At 60.9% G+C, this 15,761-nt stretch carries 14 protein-coding genes; 9 read left to right on the top strand and 5 right to left on the bottom strand.

The window, feature by feature from the left end:
• The first annotated feature begins 364 nt into the window (after positions 1-364).
• Complete coding sequence (locus tag HU755_RS08410; RefSeq protein ID WP_186621058.1) at positions 365-883, top strand: glycine cleavage system protein R; 519 nt, start codon at positions 365-367, stop codon at positions 881-883.
• Positions 884-1,106: 223 nt separating this feature from the next.
• On the opposite strand, the gene rarD is transcribed toward HU755_RS08410, so the two are convergent.
• From rarD to HU755_RS08385, 5 genes are all read right to left on the bottom strand, one after another.
• Complete coding sequence (gene rarD, locus HU755_RS08405; protein WP_186549172.1) at positions 1,107-1,994, bottom strand: EamA family transporter RarD; 888 nt, start codon at positions 1,992-1,994, stop codon at positions 1,107-1,109.
• Positions 1,995-2,198: 204 nt separating this feature from the next.
• Positions 2,199-3,173, bottom strand: a complete 975-nt coding sequence (locus HU755_RS08400) for a serine/threonine protein kinase (RefSeq protein WP_186631483.1) — start codon at positions 3,171-3,173, stop codon at positions 2,199-2,201.
• Positions 3,174-3,381: 208 nt separating this feature from the next.
• The gene (locus HU755_RS08395) at positions 3,382-5,283 is read right to left on the bottom strand and encodes a PhoX family phosphatase (RefSeq protein WP_186621052.1); all 1,902 of its coding nucleotides are present in this window, start codon (positions 5,281-5,283) and stop codon (positions 3,382-3,384) included.
• Positions 5,284-5,353: 70 nt separating this feature from the next.
• The gene (locus tag HU755_RS08390) at positions 5,354-6,118 is read right to left on the bottom strand and encodes a TOBE domain-containing protein (protein ID WP_186631480.1); all 765 of its coding nucleotides are present in this window, start codon (positions 6,116-6,118) and stop codon (positions 5,354-5,356) included.
• A 184-nt stretch (positions 6,119-6,302) separates the two neighbouring features.
• Positions 6,303-7,037, bottom strand: coding sequence for a ComF family protein (locus HU755_RS08385; RefSeq protein WP_186631476.1), 735 nt, complete (start codon positions 7,035-7,037; stop codon positions 6,303-6,305).
• Positions 7,038-7,127: 90 nt separating this feature from the next.
• Here HU755_RS08385 and bioB point away from each other — a divergent pair, with 90 nt between their 5' ends.
• The 8 genes from bioB to HU755_RS08345 all read left to right on the top strand — a co-directional run bounded on the left by bioB (position 7,128) and on the right by HU755_RS08345 (position 15,688).
• Positions 7,128-8,183 (top strand): biotin synthase BioB, encoded by a 1,056-nt coding sequence (gene bioB, locus HU755_RS08380; RefSeq protein WP_186550843.1) that lies wholly within the window; start codon positions 7,128-7,130, stop codon positions 8,181-8,183.
• A 157-nt stretch (positions 8,184-8,340) separates the two neighbouring features.
• Positions 8,341-9,519 carry an 8-amino-7-oxononanoate synthase gene (bioF, locus tag HU755_RS08375; RefSeq protein WP_186631473.1) on the top strand — a complete coding sequence of 393 codons (1,179 nt, stop codon included), beginning with the start codon at positions 8,341-8,343 and terminating at the stop codon, positions 9,517-9,519.
• Entirely contained in the window at positions 9,512-10,243 is a 732-nt protein-coding gene (locus HU755_RS08370) for an alpha/beta fold hydrolase (RefSeq protein ID WP_186631470.1), read from the top strand. The genes bioF and HU755_RS08370 overlap by 8 nt, the downstream gene beginning before the upstream one ends.
• Positions 10,236-11,045: a malonyl-ACP O-methyltransferase BioC gene (gene bioC / locus HU755_RS08365; protein ID WP_186631467.1), complete on the top strand. Its 810-nt coding sequence runs from the start codon at positions 10,236-10,238 to the stop codon at positions 11,043-11,045. The genes HU755_RS08370 and bioC overlap by 8 nt, the downstream gene beginning before the upstream one ends.
• Positions 11,042-11,722, top strand: a complete 681-nt coding sequence (gene bioD, locus HU755_RS08360) for a dethiobiotin synthase (protein ID WP_186631463.1) — start codon at positions 11,042-11,044, stop codon at positions 11,720-11,722. The genes bioC and bioD overlap by 4 nt, the downstream gene beginning before the upstream one ends.
• A gap of 108 nt (positions 11,723-11,830) precedes the next feature.
• A complete protein-coding gene (locus tag HU755_RS08355) occupies positions 11,831-12,127 on the top strand; it encodes a pyrroloquinoline quinone biosynthesis protein PqqE (protein WP_186631460.1) in 297 nt (98 codons plus the stop codon).
• A 274-nt stretch (positions 12,128-12,401) separates the two neighbouring features.
• Positions 12,402-14,207 (top strand): phenylacyl-CoA dehydrogenase, encoded by a 1,806-nt coding sequence (locus HU755_RS08350; RefSeq protein ID WP_186550855.1) that lies wholly within the window; start codon positions 12,402-12,404, stop codon positions 14,205-14,207.
• A 191-nt stretch (positions 14,208-14,398) separates the two neighbouring features.
• Complete coding sequence (locus HU755_RS08345; RefSeq protein WP_186631457.1) at positions 14,399-15,688, top strand: GGDEF domain-containing protein; 1,290 nt, start codon at positions 14,399-14,401, stop codon at positions 15,686-15,688.
• Positions 15,689-15,761: the final 73 nt, after the last annotated feature.

Genomic DNA, 15,761 nt, shown 5'->3' with positions numbered 1-15,761 from the left:
GGTCACATCGCGGAACGGGATGTTCTCAAAAAACTGTTGGATTGTTCCAGCTAAATATCGAAAGTTGTACACATAAATGCTGTTTGGCTGCTATGGCGCAGTTTTGGCGTCTCCACCTTTGGGGTGAGGGAATCTGTGGCGAGGGGATTTATCCCCGTTGGGTGGCGAAGCCGCCCCTGCGCTCTGGCAGGCAGACCCAATTGGCAGGATTTGCGACTGCTGCGCAGCCGGACGGGGATAAATCCCCTCGCCACAGGTCATCGTCTGCAGATGGTTTCCAATTCCAGCACCGGGTCGGGCTGAATCAACGCCCTTGCCTATACTTGCCCTTCGGTAACAAAAGTCATGACAAGAGGGCTGCGCCATGGACCATCTCGTACTCACGGTTTTCGCCCCGGACAAGCCCGGGCAGGTCGAGCGCATCGCCCAGTGCATTGCCGAGCACGGCGGCAACTGGCTGGAAAGCCGCATGTCGCGGATGGCGGGGCAATTCGCGGGGATTCTGCGTGTGGGTGTGCCGGCGGAGGCTTACGACGAATTAGTCGATTCCTTACAGGCGCTGGCGGCGCACGGTATCCGCGTGCTGATCGCCGAGAGCGGTGTCGAGCAATCCTGCACCTGGAAACCGATCGCCATGGAACTGGTTGGCAATGATCGCCCCGGCATCGTGCGCGACATCACACGGTTGTTGAGCGAGCAGGGCGTGAATCTGGAAAGGCTGGTGACGGAGGTGCGTCCGGCTCCGATGAGCAGCGAATCGCTGTTTCACGCCGAAGCAACACTCGCGGTGCCGCTGACGTTATCGCTGGACGTGTTGCAAGCGCGGCTGGAAACCCTGGCCGATGACCTGATGGTCGAGTTGGTGTTACGCACAGACGTTTAACGGCCGTTGAGGTTATCCAGTTTTAACGTGCACCTGCCTGTGGATAACCTGTAGAGACAGCCCGCAACCCCATAGTGGCCGTGGCTTTGCCAAGGTTGATCAAAAAACCGCCAGTTATCAGTGAGTTGCACACAAACGGCGGGGATCACGCTGTGGATAACCTTGGGAAGGAACGGTGCAGGCCACGAGAACCGTGGCCTGTGGAGGTTTGTGCGTTTTTTGATCAGCTGCGCCGGCGCAGACTTATCCACGCATCGACGCTGTAAACGGCCAGACCGGCCCAGATAAACATGAACGCCACCAGCGTGCTGGACGACAAGTGCTCGCCGAACAGCAGCACAGCTTGCAGCAGCACCAGCGTCGGCGCGATGTATTGCAGGAAACCGATGGTGGTGTAGGGCAGATGGCGGGTGGCGGCGTTGAAACACACCAGCGGCACCAATGTCACCGGCCCGGCGGCCACCAGCCACCAGGCCTCGGAGGTGGTCCAGAATGCCGGTTGCACGCTGGTCGCGGTCTGGTTGAACAACAACCAGGCGATAGCGATCGGCACCAGCATCCAGGTTTCCACCACCAGCCCCGGCAATGCCTTGACCGGCGCCTGTTTGCGGATCAGCCCGTAGAAACCGAACGTCAGCGCCAGGGCCAGCGACACCCACGGCAAACTGCCGACCTGCCACACCTGCTGCGCCACGCCAACGGCCGCCAGGCCGACCGCCACCCACTGCATGCGCCGCAGACGCTCACCGAGAATCACCATGCCCAACAGCACATTGACCAGCGGATTGATGTAGTAACCCAGGCTGGCCTCAAGCATGCGGCCGTTATTCACCGACCAGACGTAGGTCAGCCAGTTGGCCGCGATCAGCGTGCCGCTCAAGGCGAGAATCGCCAGACGCTTGGGATTGTCGAGCAACTCGCGCAGCCAGCCGGGGTGCTTCCACACCATCAGCAACAGCGCGCCGAACAGCGCCGACCACAGCACTCGATGAATGATGATCTCGACGGCCGGCACTTCGGCGATGGCTTTGAAATAGATCGGGAACAGGCCCCAGATGATGTAGGCGCTCAGGCCCAGAATGTACCCGCGACGCGGGTTGGCGGCTTGCATGCAGAATCCTTGCTCAGGCAACTGACAAAGGAGGGATTGTAAGGAGATTTGTCTGCAAATGTCGTAGCCCAATGTTCATGGAATCGTGACACCGGAAAATGTGGGAGGGGGCTTGCTCCCGAAAGCGGTGTATCAGCCAACATCAATGTTGAATGTCGACCGCTTTCGGGAGCAAGCCCCCTCCCACATTAGCCAAGCGTTGAATCAGAACAGTTTCAGCGGCTCTTCATTGAGCGCCGACAACTGCTCACGCAGCGCCAGCACCTGATCGCCCCAATACCGTTCCGTACCAAACCACGGAAAGCTGTGCGGAAACGCCGGGTCATCCCAGCGCCGCGCCAGCCAGGCGCTGTAGTGCATCAGGCGCAGGGCGCGCAGCGGTTCGATCAGCGCCAGTTCGCGCGGGTCAAAATCGTGGAATTCGTTGTAGCCGTCCATCAACTCCGACAACTGCCCCAGACATTCCTGACGATCGCCAGCGAGCATCATCCAGATGTCCTGCACCGCCGGACCCATGCGGCAGTCGTCGAGGTCGACGATGTGGAACATCTCGTCGCGGCACATCATGTTGCCGGGGTGGCAGTCGCCGTGCATGCGGATGTTCTGGTGCGGCGTGGCGGCATAGACGTCTTCGACGCGCCTGAGCAGGTCGCGGGCGACGGACTCATAGGCCGGCAGCAGGCTTTTCGGAATGAAGTTGCCTTCGAGCAGGGTCTTCAGCGAAGCATGACCGAAGTTCTGCACGGCGAGGGCTTCACGGTGTTCGAATGGCTTGGTGCCGCCCACCGCATGCATGCGCCCGAGCAACTGACCGAGACGATAGAGCTGATCGAGATTGCCCGGCTCCGGCGCGCGGCCACCACGGCGCGGGAACAGAGTGAAGCGGAAACCGGCATGTTCATGCAGGGTTTCGCCGTTGTGGATCAACGGCGCCACTACCGGAATATCGATGTCGGCCAGTTCGAAGGTGAACTGGTGTTCTTCGAGGATGGCTTCGTTGGTCCAGCGCTGCGGACGATAGAACTTGGCGATCAGCGGCTCGGAATCTTCGATGCCGACCTGGTAAACGCGATTCTCGTAGCTGTTGAGCGCCAGAATGCGTGCATCGCTCAGAAACCCGATGCTTTCAACGGCATCGAGGACGAGGTCGGGTGTGAGGGTTTCAAACGGGTGGGCCATGCTGACTCCTGCGCGCAGCAGGCTGCTGCGTCCGGCCCGGCATGGTAGCGCAGACTGTAGCGGTTGAGGGTTTTGCCTTGGATATGGACTACCCGCCAAGGCCTCTTCGGGAGCAAGCCCCCTCCCACAATGGATCTGCAGTGTGCCAATCATCTCATTCACACTGGTGATCAAATGTGGGAGCGAGCCTGCTCGCGAAAGCGATCTGTCAGGCGCCGACGATCCCGCCATCCTCACGGGTAATTGCCATCACCGACGAGCGCGGCTTGCCATTGGGCAGATGCTCGGGGAACGTCGAACCACCGTTTTCGCCCGGATGCTGAATCCCGACAAACAGGGTTTTCTGATCCGGCGAGAAGCTGATGCCGGTGACTTCGCAACCTACCGGCCCGACCATGAAACGGCGAATTTCACCGGTCTTGGGATCCGCGCAAAGCATCTGGTTGTTGCCCATCCCGGCAAAGTCGCCGGCGTTGCTCGAATCACCGTCAGTAAGAATCCACAGCCGCCCCGCCTTGTCGAAACCGAGACCATCGGGGCTGTTGAACATGTTCTGCGGGGTGATGTTGGACGAGCCAGCCTTTGGCGTCCCGGCATGTACGCCCGGGTTGCCGGCGACCACAAACAGGTCCCAGGCAAAGGTCTTCGAGCCATGATCGTCGCGGTCGGTGCGCCAGCGCAGGATCTGCCCGTAGACGTTTTTCGCGCGCGGGTTCGGTCCGCCCACCGGCTGCCCGTCTTCGCCGCGCTTGGCGTTGTTGGTCAGGGTGCAATAGACCTGCCCATCCTTGGGACTGACGACGATCCATTCCGGGCGGTCCATGCGCGTCGCGCCCACTACGCTGGCGGCGAGGCGTGCGTGAATCAACACTTCGGCCTGATCGGCAAAACCGCTGCTGGCGTCGATGCCATTCTTGCCGTGGGTCAGTTCGACCCACTGGCCCTGGCCTTTCGGGTGATCAGGGTTGTTGTCGCCGGCATCGAATTTCGCCACGTACAAGGTGCCGTGATCGAGGATGTCGCGATTGGCCTTCTGGTTGCGGTGGTTGATGCGGTCGCGGCTGACGAACTTGTAGATGAACTCGCCACGCTCGTCGTCGCCCATGTACACCACGGCGCGACCGTCGCTGGTCTCGGCCAGTGCGGCGTTTTCGTGTTTGAAGCGGCCCAGTGCGGTGCGCTTGACCGGGGTCGATTGTGGATCGAACGGATCGATCTCGACCACCCAGCCATGACGGTTGAGTTCGTTGGGGTTTTTGGCCATGTCGAAGCGCGGATCGTGCGGGTGCCAGTTGATGTCTTTGCTGGTGGCAACGACGCCGTAGCGTTTTTGCGCGGCATCGAATTGTTGTTGCGCGTTGCTGCTGCCGAAACAGTCGGTGAAGTTTTCTTCGCAGGTCAGGTAAGTGCCCCACGGCGTCTTGCCGTTGGCGCAGTTCTGGAAGGTGCCGAGGACTTTTTTGCCATGCTTGTCGGCGGCGGTTTTCATCAAGTCGTGGCCGGCGGCCGGACCGCTGATGCGCAGCGGCGAGTTGCCGTGGATGCGGCGGTTGTAGCGCGAGCCCTGAACGAACTGCCACTGGCCGTTCCTGCGCTGTACTTCGATTACCGACACGCCTTCGCAGGCCAGCGCCTTGCGCACGTCTTCGGCTGATTGCGGCATGCCGCCGTGCGGGTACAGATAACGGTAGTTGGTGTATTCGTTGTTGATCGCCATCAACGCGCGGTTTCGGTCGTCAGGGAAAGCGAACAGGCTCATGCCGTCGTTGTTGTCGCCGAACTGTACTTCCTGCGCGGCGGCCGTGCCGTTGCCGCTCGGATCGAAGGCCGGACCGTTCTTGTGCAGCGGCTGGCCCCAACTGATCAGCACCGAGGATTTGTAGCCCTTCGGCAGGCTGATGGCGTCAGTGGTTGCCGCCGGGATGCTCTCGAAACCGAGCAAGCGGCTGGTACCGGCACTGACGCTGGCGGCCAGCGCGCTGCGGCTCAGCAGGTTGCCGCCAAGAAACATCGCCGCGCCGCACAAGGCACCGGCGCCGATGAAGCCGCGACGGCTGAGGCCGACGATTTTTTCCAGATCGGTGGATTGGTTTTCTTCTAACAGGCTCATCTCAGGCTCCCTGCATGGTTGTGGCGAACACCTTAATGCGGGGCGATGACGTTTTTGTTGCAAGGCCGGATCAGAGCGGCGTGCCGATCAGTACGTTGGACGGCGAAAACTGCACCTGCGCGGGTTGCCCGATGGCCAGGCCCTGACGATGCAAATGCAGCGGTTCGGCCAAGGCGCAAAGAGTGTGGCCGTTGGGCAAAGAAATGCGAACCTCGCTGGGGCCGTCCTCGGCATCAAGGACCGCTTCGATGATGCCGCGCAGGACATTGTGTCCGGGCGCTGCCGGTTGGTCGTTGCCCAGCAATTCGAGCCAGCCGGCCTTGATCAGCGCTACCACTTCCGTGCCGTTTTGCAATTCCAGATGCACGGTGCTGTCGTGGGTGATCTGCGCGTCGAGGCCCAGCCCTTCAGCGAGTTCGAGGCGAATCAGGTCATTGCGACCCTGTGCCTGAATCGACACGACCCTGCCATGCAACTGATTGCGCGCACTGGTCCGGAGCATCAGCCGCCCGAGCAAATCGAGATCGCTGGCGTCTTCCGCCGCTTCCAGCACCTGCGCCTGCAAGGCTTGCAGCTTCTGATACAGGCGCAGCACACGCTCGCCCTCAAGGGTCAGCCTGGCGCCGCCGCCACCCTTGCCGCCGACGACACGTTCGACCAGAGGTTTCTGCGCAAGGTTATTCAGCTCATCAATCGCATCCCATGCCGCTTTGTAACTGAGCCCGGCGCTCTTCGCCGCACGGGTGATCGAGCCCTGTTCGGCGATGTGTTGCAACAGAGCGATGCGCTGCGGGCGGCGGACGATGTGTTGGGACAAGAGAGAAAGCATGGACATATCTGCGGCGCTTTTGACTTGGGCGGTGAATTGGACGTTGGCCACTTGCAACGCATGAGTCAAGCCGAACACAAAACCTGTAGGAGTGAGCCTGCTCGCGATGACGGTGGATCAATCAGCATAGATGTAAGCAGTGCCGACGCTATCGCGAGCAGGCTCACTCCTACAGGGGATATTTTGGGCTTCAGGCGCCGGGTTTCGGCGTGCGGGCGAGGCAATACACATCTACCCGCGCCGCACCTGCATCCCTCAACAACCGCGCCAGCGCCTGAGCAGTCGCACCGGTGGTCAGCACATCATCCACCAACGCCCAATGCCGTCCCTTCACATCGGCATCGGGCGCCAACGCAAAGGCGTTGCGCAAATTGCGTTGGCGCGCCTTGGCATCCAGATCCTGCTGCGCATCGGTGTCCACGATCCGCCGCAAAATCTGCTCTTCATACGGCAAGTCCAGCGAAACACTCAACCAGCGCGCCAGCATCGCCGCCTGGTTGAAGCCGCGTTGACGCAGGCGTTTGCGCGCCAGCGGCACCGGCAATAACCCGTCAGGACGAGGCAGGCCTTCATCGAAGCGATGTTGCAGGTATTGCCCGAGAACGTCGGCGAGCAAGTGACCAAACGGCCATTTCGCGTTGTGTTTAAAGCGGGTGATCAGGCTGTCCACCGGGAAGCCATAAACCCAGGGTGCGGCGACCTGTTCAAAGGCCGGCGGCTCTAGCAGGCACTCTGCGCATGTCAGCCCGTCTGCGGCCAACGGCAAAGCGCAGCTCTGGCAATGGCTACCGAGCCAGGGCAGTTCGCTTTCACACGCCACACACATTGGCATTTGTGCTTCGGCGGGCTCATCGCAGAGCAAGCAGGTCTGTATGTTTTTTAAACAGATGTAAACCGTACCTTCGTAACGTGGTTGACAGTGCATGCGTCTTCCTTAAATATGCCGAACATCCGTGTAGCGCCTGTGGGTATTCCATTCCCGCAGCGCCAGCCAAGCATAACCAAGGAACTCCCCATGAGCGCGAGCACCACCGCCACCCTGCGTCACGACTGGTCACTGGCCGAAGTCAAAGCACTCTTCGTACAGCCATTCAACGACTTGCTGTTCCAGGCGCAAACGGTGCATCGAGCCCATTTCAACGCCAACCGCGTACAGGTCTCGACCTTGCTGTCGATCAAGACCGGTGCCTGCCCCGAAGACTGCAAGTACTGCCCGCAGTCCGGGCACTACAACACCGGTCTGGAAAAAGAAAAGTTGATGGAAGTGCAGAAGGTCCTTGAAGAGGCGGCACGCGCCAAGGCCATCGGCTCGACGCGCTTCTGCATGGGCGCGGCGTGGAAACATCCGTCAGCCAAAGACATGCCGTATGTGTTGAAAATGGTTGAGGGCGTCAAGGCCCTGGGCCTGGAAACCTGCATGACCCTCGGCCGTCTCGATCAGGAACAGACCGAAGCGCTGGCCAGGGCCGGTCTCGATTACTACAACCACAACCTCGACACCTCGCCGGAGTTCTACGGCAGCATCATCACTACCCGCACGTACAGCGAGCGCCTGCAGACGCTGGCCTATGTACGTGAGTCAGGGATGAAAATCTGCTCCGGCGGCATTCTCGGCATGGGCGAATCGCTGGATGACCGCGCCAACCTGCTGATCCAGTTGGCCAACCTGCCCGAGCATCCGGAATCGGTGCCGATCAACATGCTGGTGAAAGTCGCCGGAACGCCGCTGGAAAACGCCGACGACGTCGATCCGTTCGACTTTATCCGCATGCTCGCCGTGGCGCGCATTCTCATGCCGCAATCCCACGTGCGCCTGTCCGCCGGCCGCGAGGCGATGAACGAGCAGATGCAGGCCCTGGCGTTTTTTGCTGGCGCCAACTCGATTTTCTACGGCGATAAATTGCTGACCACCGCCAACCCGCAGGCGGACAAGGACATGCAGCTGTTCGCACGTCTGGGCATCCAGCCGGAAGCTCGCGAAGAACACGCCGATGAGGTTCACCAGGCCGCGATCGAGCAGGCACTGGTCGAGCAGAAGAGTAGCGAGCAGTTCTATAACGCTGCGGTTTAAGAACTGCGCGGATTCCTCTGAAGGAATGCAAAACCCCTGTGGGAGCGGGCTTGCTCGCGAAAGCGTCAGTCCAGTCGACATCACCGTTGAATGAGACAGCATTCGCGAGCAAGCCCGCTCCCACAGGGACCTGTGTCATTTGAACATCGAGGCCTGCATGTCTTTCGATCTCGCCGCACGCCTTGCTGCCCGCCGCGCGGAAAACCTCTATCGCCAGCGTCCGTTGCTGGAGTCCCCTCAGGGGCCCGAAGTGGTAGTCGACGGTAAGCCGTTGCTCGCCTTTTGCAACAACGACTATCTGGGCCTGGCCAATCATCCGCAGGTGATCGAAGCCTGGCGCGCTGGCGCCGAGCGTTGGGGCGTCGGCGGTGGCGCGTCGCATCTGGTCATCGGTCACAGCGGCCCGCATCACGCCCTGGAAGAAGCGCTCGCCGATCTCACCGGCCGGCCCCGTGCGCTGCTGTTCACCACCGGTTACATGGCCAACCTCGGCGCCGTCACGGCACTGGTCGGGCAGGGCGATACGGTGCTGGAAGACCGCCTCAATCATGCATCGTTGCTTGACGCCGGTCTGTTGTCCGGGGCGCGTTTCAATCGGTATTTGCACAACGACGCGACAAGCCTGGCCAAGCGCCTGGAGAAAGCCACAGGCAACACGCTGGTGGTCACCGACGGTGTGTTCAGCATGGACGGAAACCTCGCCGACTTGCCGTCGCTGGCGCGAGAGGCCAAGGCCAAAGGCGCGTGGCTGATGGTCGACGATGCCCATGGCTTCGGCCCGTTGGGCGTCAACGGAGGTGGCATCGTCGAGCATTTCGGCTTGAGCCAGGACGATGTACCGGTGCTGGTCGGCACCCTCGGCAAAGCCTTCGGTACGGCCGGAGCGTTTGTGGCCGGCAGCGAAGAACTCATCGAAAGCCTGATCCAGTTTGCCCGCCCGTACATCTACACCACCAGCCAGCCGCCCGCGCTGGCCTGTGCGACGCTGAAAAGCCTCGAACTGCTACGCACTGAACACTGGCGTCGTGAGCACTTGCAGACACTGATCCGCCAGTTCCGCCAAGGCGCCGAGCAGATCGGGCTTGCGCTGATGGACAGCTTCACGCCGATCCAGCCGATCCTGGTCGGCGACGCGGGCCGTGCGCTGCGGCTGTCGCAAATGCTGCGCGAGCGCGGGCTGATGGTCACGGCCATTCGTCCACCGACCGTGCCTGCCGGCAGCGCACGGTTACGGGTGACCTTGACCGCCGCCCACAGCGAGGCGCAGGTGCAGCTATTGTTAGAAGGACTGGCCGATTGCTTTGCCCAACTGTCATCGGAGCCCTGCCATGCGTAATCGCCTGATTCTGCTGCCTGGCTGGGGCCTCGGTGTCTCGCCGATGGAACCCTTGGCGGCGGCGCTGCGGGGACTCGATGAACATCTGCAGGTCGACATCGAACCGTTGCCGGATCTGGACTCCAGTGACCTGCAGGACTGGCTCGATGAACTCGATGAGCGCATCCCTCAGGATGTCTGGCTCGGTGGCTGGTCGCTGGGCGGCATGCTCGCGTCAGGGCTGGCGGCGCGGCGCGGCGAGCGCTGCTGCGGCGTGGTGACGCTGGCGAGTAATCCGTCCTTCGTCGCTCATGAACAGTGGCCGAACGCGACGACCGGGGCGACATTCGAGGCGTTTCTCGCCGGGTGCAGCGCCGATCCTCGGTTGACCCTCAAACGTTTTGCGTTGCTGTGCACCCAAGGTGCGGAAGACCCGCGGGGCTTGTCGCGCTTGCTCCTCGGCGGCGCTCCGAACACCACGGCAAATGTGTTGCTGGCGGGGTTGGAATTGCTCGCGCAACTCGACACCCGTGCAGCGTTGCAGGGCTTTCGCGGCCCGCAGTTTCATCTGTTCGCCGGCCTCGATGCGCTGGTGCCGGCCGAGGCGGCGGCAGCGTTGTTCGCCTTGTTGCCCGATATTGAAATCGGTCTGATCGAACAGGCCAGTCATGCGTTTCTCCTGGAGGACCCACACGGAGTGGCGGGTGCGATCCAGGCTTTTCTACACGAGTGCGGTGATGACTGATTTGTCTTTTGGACAACCGGGTGGCTTGCCTGACAAGCGCCAGGTGGCGGCTTCTTTTTCCCGTGCGGCGGCCAGCTACGACAGCGTCGCCGAGTTGCAACGTGATGTCGGTACCCAGTTGCTGCGGCGTCTGCCGGCGGCATTGCAGCCGTCGCGCTGGCTGGATCTGGGCTGTGGCACCGGTTATTTCACTCGCGCGTTGGCCTCGCGTTTTGCCAAGGGTCACGGTTTGGCGCTGGATATTGCCGAGGGCATGCTCAGGCATGCGCGGCCTGTCGGCGGCGCCGAGCATTTTATCGCAGGGGATGCAGAGCGATTGCCCTTGTGCGACTCGACCTGCGATCTGGTTTTTTCCAGCCTCGCGGTGCAGTGGTGCGAGGATTTCGAGGCGGTACTCGGCGAAGCGTTTCGCGTGCTGAAACCGGGCGGGATCTTTGCCTTTACCAGTCTTTGTACGGGGACGTTGATTGAGTTGCGCGATAGCTGGCGGCAAGTCGATGGGCGGGTGCACGTCAATCGCTTTCGCGAATTCGCTCGCTATGAGCAACTGTGTGCGGCCAGCGGCTTGCGCACGTTGGAACTGGATAATCAGCCTCACGTGTTGCACTACCCGGACGTGCGCAGCCTGACCCATGAATTGAAAGCCTTGGGTGCACACAATCTGAATCCGGGGCGGCCGGGTGGGTTGACGGGGCGAGCCCGAATTCTCGGTCTGGTCGAGGCTTATGAACGTTTCCGTGAGGCGTCGGGATTGCCGGCGACTTATCAGGTGGTCTACGCCGTGTTGGAGAAACCGCTATGAGCGCAGCCTGGTTCATCACTGGCACTGATACCGATGTCGGCAAGACCACCGTCGCCGCCGGGTTGCTGCACGCCGCGCGTGCGGCAGGATTGAGTACCGCAGCGGGCAAACCGGTGGCCTCCGGTTGTGACGTCACGCCAAAAGGCCTGCGCAATGCCGATGCGCTGGCGCTGCTGGCCGAATGTTCGATCCCGCTGACTTATCAACAGGTCAATCCGGTGGCGTTCGAACCGGCGATTGCTCCCCATCTGGCGGCGCGGGAAGCGGGCGTGGCGCTGACCGTGCAATCGCTGCTGGCGCCGATGCGCGCGATTCTCGCAATGAATGCCGACTTCACCCTCATTGAAGGCGCGGGGGGCTGGCGGGTGCCGTTGGCGGACCAGGATAATTTGTCGGATCTGGCGATTGCGCTGAAGCTGCCGGTGATTTTGGTGGTAGGCGTCAGGCTGGGCTGTATCAGTCATGCGTTGCTGACGGCCGAGGCGATTGCCCGCGACGGCCTGCAATTGGCGGGATGGGTGGCGAACATCATCGATCCGAAGGCTTCGCGGTTGGAGGAAAACCTTGCGACTCTGGCCGAGCGCATTCCCGCACCTTGCCTGGGCCGGGTGCCGAAACTCAAGGCGCCGAGTGCCGAAGCGGTGGCCGAGTATTTACAGCTGGATCTGCTCGACTAAGGTTTTCGCTATGAACAGGCACTGTGCCATTAGTGTTTTTGACGGGCGTTTTTCTGGCGCGTCTGCTTCAATGGCCGCCAGTGATCCTTTACAGGGATGAGAGCGACGATGGAAATCTCCGGCAACACCGCTTTTTATGCAGGGCTGAGCTCGATTCAGTCGGGACAGAACCGCGTCGATCAGGCCGCCAGCCAGATTGCCAACAACACCCTCGAACGCTCGGTGACCAGCCAGTCGTCCGAAGTGCAGGTCGATCGCCTGCGCGGTGTGGATCGTGCGCAACAGTCGGACCTGGCCAGCAACGTCATCGAGATGTCCCAGGGCAAGCTCCAGGCGGAGCTGGGTGTCAAAGTCGTCAAAGCCTCTGACGAAGTGCTGGGTACGATCATCGATACGTTTGCCTGACGTTTCGTCTGCTGCTGATTGAACGCCGCGCCTTGTCGCGGCGTTTTTCGTGGTAAGTCCTTCTTGCTCAACTAATCTTCTCTCTGCGCCCGTGGCTCGTCCGAGCCTGCGGCGGTTTGCTGTGTCCGGCGTTTGAAAAAGGCGAAGACGAACGGCAAAAGATCGACGCTTGACAAGATTTCGGCGTAAACGTATGTTTCAAACAACTGTTTGACCGTCACAACAAATCAACGCGGTCGTTCATTCCCGGTTACATCAGCAGAGGTTTATCGCTATGCCTGACTACAAGGCCCCCTTGCGTGATATTCGCTTCGTTCGTGACGAACTGCTCGGCTACGAAGCGCACTATCAGAGCCTTCCGGCTTGCGCAGACGCAACTCCTGACATGGTTGACGCCATTCTCGAAGAAGGCGCCAAGTTTTGTGAGCAGGTACTGGCACCGCTGAACCGCGTGGGCGACCTTGAGGGTTGCACTTGGAGCGAATCCGGCGTGAAAACCCCGACTGGCTTCAAAGAGGCTTACAAGCAGTTCGTCGAAGGCGGCTGGCCAAGCCTGGCGCACGACGTCGAGCACGGGGGGCAGGGCCTGCCTGAGTCGCTGGGCCTGGCCGTCAGCGAAATGGTTGGCGAAGCCAACTGGTCGTGGGGCATGTACCCAGGCCTGTCGCACGGCGCGATGAACACCATTTCCGAGCACGGCACCCCTGAGCAGCAGGAAGCCTATCTGACCAAGCTGGTTTCCGGCGAATGGACCGGCACCATGTGCCTGACCGAACCGCACTGCGGCACCGACCTGGGCATGCTGCGCACCAAGGCCGAACCTCAGGCCGACGGTTCCTACAAAGTCTCCGGTACCAAAATCTTCATCTCGGCCGGTGAACACGACATGGCCGACAACATCGTCCACATCGTGCTGGCGCGCCTGCCGGATGCACCGGCCGGCACCAAAGGTATTTCGCTGTTCATCGTTCCCAAGTTCCTGCCGAATGCTGACGGTACCGTTGGCGCACGCAATGCTGTGACCTGCGGTTCGCTGGAACACAAGATGGGCATCCACGGCAACGCCACGTGCGTGATGAACTTCGACGGCGCCACCGGTTACCTGATCGGCCCGGCGAACAAAGGCCTGAACTGCATGTTCACCTTTATGAACACCGCACGTCTGGGCACCGCGCTGCAAGGTCTGGCTCACGCCGAAATCGGTTTCCAGGGTGGCCTGAAATACGCTCGCGATCGCCTGCAAATGCGCTCGCTGACGGGCCCGAAGGCGCCGGACAAGGCCGCTGACCCCATCATCGTGCACCCTGATGTGCGCCGCATGCTGTTGACCATGAAGGCGTTCGCCGAAGGCAACCGCGCAATGGTGTACTTCACCGCCAAGCTGGTCGACATCGTCAAATACGGCGTCGACGAAGAAGAGAAAAAGAAAGCCGACGCACTGCTGGCGTTCATGACGCCGATCGCCAAAGCGTTCATGACCGAAGTCGGTTTCGAAGCCGCCAACCACGGCGTGCAGATCTACGGCGGCCACGGCTTTATCGCCGAGTGGGGCATGGAGCAGAACGTTCGCGACAGCCGCATTTCGATGCTGTACGAAGGCACCACCGGCATCCAGGCACTCGACCTGCTGGGCCGTAAAGTGCTGATGACCCAGGGCGAGGCTCTGAAAGGCTTCACCAAGATCGTCCACAAGTTCTGCCAGACCAACGAAGGCAACGAAGCCGTTCAGGAATTCGTCGCGCCGCTGGCTGCACTGAACAAGGAGTGGGGCGAGCTGACCATGAAGGTCGGCATGGCGGCCATGAAAGATCGCGAGGAAGTCGGCGCGGCCTCCGTGGACTACCTGATGTACTCCGGCTATGCCTGCCTGGCTTATTTCTGGGCCGACATGGCGCGTGTGGCAGCCGAGAAGCTGGCAGAAGGCACAGGCGACGCGGCGTTCTACACCGCCAAGCTGCAGACCGCGCGCTTCTACTTCCAGCGCATCCTGCCACGTACCCGTACCCACGTGGCCACTATGCTGTCGGGCGCCAATAACCTGATGGACATGAAGGAAGAAGACTTCGCACTGGGCTACTAAGCCTTAGCGCTGTCTCATGAAAACCGCTGCTCCCACTGGGGGCAGCGGTTTTTTTTGTTGATGAATCGCTCAGATAGTCAGCTTTTCGGCCGTTAAAGAGGCTGCATGTGATCTGCATCACATTGTATGTGCTTAACTGCGCTTTGCAGGCACAATGCCATCTCTTTGATATGACGGGTCGGAGCTTACCCTTGCCGCGTTCTTCCGCTGTACGTTTCAGCCATTTCCTACCATCGCTGCTGTTATTGCTCGCGGGGCTGGCGGCTGCGTACGTCAAAGACCTCAGCGTGTTCTTCACCTCTCTATTCAACGTGCTGCCGACGCTGGTGTTGCTGCTGGGTGGTGCGTATTGCGCGGTCTACCGACGCCAGCGCGAGCTGTTTCTGATGCTCACCGTGTACATTGCCTACTTTTTGCTCGACACCCAGACTGACTTTTATCGTGATCACGGCAAGGTCCGCGAAGACGCGGCGGTGGTTTTTCATCTGGTCTGCCTGCTGTTGCCGTTATTGTTTGGCCTGTTCGCGGCATGGCAGGAACGCACGCATCTGTTCCAGGACATGGTCGCGCGGTTCGCTGTGCTGTTGGCATTCGGCAGCGTTGCGTTGGGACTTGAGCAGAGTTACCCGCAGGCGTTGCTGCTCTGGCTTTCGGAGATTCGCTGGCCGGCGCTGCATGGGGCGTGGATGAGCCTGATCCAGCTTTCCTATCCGGTGTTCATTTCGGCATTTCTGCTGTTGGCCTGGCAATACTGGCGCAACCCGCGCCCCCTGCATGCAGCCCAACTGGTGGGCTTGCTCGGGGTGTTCTGGATGCTGCCGAAAACCTTCATCCTGCCGTTCACCCTGAACATCATGTGCAGCCAGGTGATGTTGATGATCGCGGCGGCCGTGGCGCACGAAGCCTATCAAATGGCCTTCCGCGACGAGCTCACCGGTCTGCCGGGACGTCGCGCCCTCAACGAGCGTATGCAGCGCCTGGGTCGCAACTACGTGCTGGCGATGAGCGACGTCGACCACTTCAAGAAATTCAACGACACCCACGGCCACGATGTCGGCGATCAGGTCCTGCGTCTGGTCGCCAGCAAGCTGTCGAAAATCAGCGGTGGCGGTAGGGCGTATCGCTATGGCGGCGAGGAATTTGCCCTGGTCTTTGCAGGCAAAACTCTTGAGGAGTGCATGCCGCATCTGGAAGTGATTCGTGAGTCGATTGCGTCCTACAGCATTCAATTGCGTAATCAGGAAAACCGCCCGCAGGATGACCAGCAAGGACGCCAGCGCCGCAGTGGCAGCGGGGCCAGCGCCGTGTCGGTGACGGTCAGCATTGGCGTTGCCGAACGCGTCGAGCAGCGCACTCCGGAAGAAGTGCTCAAGTCGGCCGATCAGGCGTTGTACAGCGCCAAGGGTGCCGGGCGAAACTGCGTGATGGCCTTCGGGCAGAACCGCCGCGGCGCGGTGCGCATGGACACCGCTGCGGGTTGAGTGATGACGGCGCATTCAGCGTCCGCACAGTGATTGTGGCGCGTGGTGGCCGGCAGTAGGTTGGAAAAATCTG

The organism is Pseudomonas sp. SWRI111, assembly GCF_014268555.1.
Taxonomy (GTDB): Bacteria; Pseudomonadota; Gammaproteobacteria; order Pseudomonadales; family Pseudomonadaceae; genus Aquipseudomonas; species Aquipseudomonas hamedanensis.
This window is presented reverse-complemented; position numbering and strand designations above follow the sequence as displayed.